At 32.7% G+C, this 2,855-nt stretch carries 2 protein-coding genes; both read right to left on the minus strand.

The genetic code is table 11. The features are described 5' to 3' along the window. On the minus strand, nt 1–750 hold a 750-nt coding region (locus ACR0QS_RS12515), incomplete at its 3' end, for a LamG-like jellyroll fold domain-containing protein (protein ID WP_432633786.1). 385 nt (nt 751–1,135) lie between these two features. After that, on the minus strand, nt 1,136–2,281 hold the full coding sequence (locus tag ACR0QS_RS12520) for a hypothetical protein (protein WP_432633787.1): 1,146 nt from the start codon (nt 2,279–2,281) through the stop codon (nt 1,136–1,138). Nucleotides 2,282–2,855: the final 574 nt, after the last annotated feature.

Genomic DNA, 2,855 nt, shown 5'->3' on the forward strand with positions numbered 1-2,855 from the left:
GATAAAACCCTGTCCCAAATATAAAGGGTCGTAAATGATATTATTTATATTAAGCATATATGGAGAGCCGTTAATATCTCCAGAGCTTGTCAAATATAAAACTTCTTCTTCGAGTCCGTCAATATATTTTACCAATTTTCCCGTTTTAGCGTCAAAACTTACGCTATGATGCCGCCATTCGTTGGGTTTTAAAGATTCTCCCGCCGATAAAGTTATATTTGAATACTGTCCATTATACATAAATAAATTATCAAATCTCCAAACCAGTTTTCCGTCAATTATACTCGCCCTTACTCCAGAATATTCGCTCGAATTTCCATTGTTATATATTGATATTTTCGATAAAACTTTTGAGTTCATTCTTATTTGGTATGGATTCAAATAAAATTCAATCGTAAAACTGTTTATTGAATCTTCGCTCGAATAAGCATAGCCTCTATTATCCATTTTGACAAAAGATTTTCCGTCTGGAAGCAAAACCGCTTTTCCTCCCAAAACTCCGTCAATAAATTTAATATCTTTACTATAACTTACTCCGCTATAATTAACCGAATTAACTATTGAAGACTCAAATATTTCGGAAATTTCCAAATTATTATAATTTCTCGTTAAAGAATTATTCAATACAAAACCGTTTGCAGAATTATCAAGCGAACTATAATATATACCGTTTCCATTTGAAAAAATATTATAAACTTCGCCGTTCAAATTAATACATAAAATAAAAAGTATAATATTTATATAACGCATTCAAATTCCATTAAATAAATAATAAATATTCTTATGTTAATTAATCGGATATATTTAATTTTTCATTAAAGAAATTTAATCGAACGCGTAAAATCGAATAAATGACTACGGTAATGAAGAATTTTTATCTGTCATTGTATATTTTTTAAACCGTCATTGCGAACGGTAGTGAAGCAATCCACTTTTAATAGATTACTTCGGGCTAAAGCCCTCGTTCCCTAGGCTAAAGCCCACAGAGTGCGGGACGCCTCGCCAAAGGCGGACAGTAGTCTCGGCGAATGACGAATTTTTATCTTCAGGTTTCGGCAAATTATACAAAAATAAAGGAGAAGACTATTTTAGCCTTCCCCCAATTTTAATATATTACTTACACACTCTCATTGTCTTAATTCTTATGTCCCGGCAAAAACAAGAATTCCTTATTACGCCCGCTATCCGAAAATAGCGCGCTATGATTCAAATGTTTATCGATAAAATCGGGCTTTTGCCCCAAGTATAAATTATGATTGGTCATATAAGGCATATTTTCGGGTGTGAAATAAATTCCCGGATGATTAGCGTATTCTTTATAATAATTATATATTCCATGATAAGCGTAATAAGAATGAACGGACGCGGCGCCAGAATATCCATGATTCTCATAATCATACATAACGAAAACTTCTATAAAGCCAGGATTTATATATTGTCTTTCAAATAAATTATTAGCGTAACTAAATCCGCCATGATAGGTTTGAACATTATGCCGATAAGTTACGAAACCGAATACTCCTTTTCTAAATGGATTGTCGCCGTCATATTTTTCCCTCGCCTGCTCGGTTGTCAAAGTATTAGCGTAAATGCCTCCAACGGTATAGACGCCTTTTTTCGACCAGCTAATATTTATTATAGCGCTACGGTTATCATTAAATCCCATAAGATTTATATTTCCTCTTTCTATATTAATATCTCTATACTCGATTATAACCGCTCCAATAAATTTTTTGATGATTTGGTTGTCTTCTTTATAAACCATATCTCCGTTTTCATTGAAGTAATAATAATCCTGCGCGCTATATTCTCCATGCGTATGTCTATTTTGAAAATTATCAATACCTCTATTATTCCCTTCATTTTTAATTGCAAAAACTTTTCCATCGTTTGCCGCTTTTCTGTTGATTTGTTCTAACCATAATTGTTTTAATTTGTTTGTGTCTTTGTAGCTCACATTTGTATAACCGTCTCCGCCAACGCCAAAAGGAACTCTAATTTTGTAATAATTATTAGGATTGTCGTCTTGGAAAGGCTGATTATCGTCTGTTGTAGAATTTGTATTATCGTCTGGCGAACTTGGAAATCTTGTATAATCCTTTGAGATATCTGGCAAAGTCGTATTAATGCCTCCGCCACTCGTATTATCTCCGCCGCTCACATTTCCGCTCGAATAACTTCCCGTAATTTCGTCTGCTCCTCCAATGCAGGAAACAAATCCCGCAACCAAAATAACCGCTATCATTAAAAATGCGATAGTCTTAAATGTTCGCTTTAACATATAAAGCCTCCTTCAAATAAATTTTTTATTTATAAGGATTTCGTTTTTTAATTAATTAATTTTAATCGATTTAGAACTTCCTCAAATCAATTAATCGTCAAAACTTTATCCTTAACGATAATAGTATAATAAATTTATTAAGTAAAGTCAAGTAGAATTTACTATTTCTATACAAAAAAAAAAAAAAATAAGAAATTTACAAAAAGTAGCGAATTTATAAATAATTCAAGCAAATTTATGAATAAGATAATTAAATTTATGAATAAAGTTAACATAATTTAGTCATTGCAATTTTATTTTTCTTGTCATTGCGAGCTTTCGTAAGAAAGCGAGGCTAAAGCCCGCCGTTGGCGAGCAATCCAAAAGAAAGCAAAGCAACCCAAATTAAAGTGGATTACTTCGGCTATAAATAGCCTCGTAATGACAAAAAATTAAAGAAATTGCAAGCTTTCTATAACCCGTCATTGCGAGCCAACGGCGAAGCAATCCAAATTAAAGTGGATTACTTCAGTCGTTTCACTCCTTCGTAATGACGGAATAAAAAAACTTCGTCATTGCGAGCCAACGGCGAAGC

The organism is Brachyspira sp. (genome assembly GCF_050873525.1).
Lineage (GTDB): Bacteria > Spirochaetota > Brachyspiria > Brachyspirales > Brachyspiraceae > Brachyspira.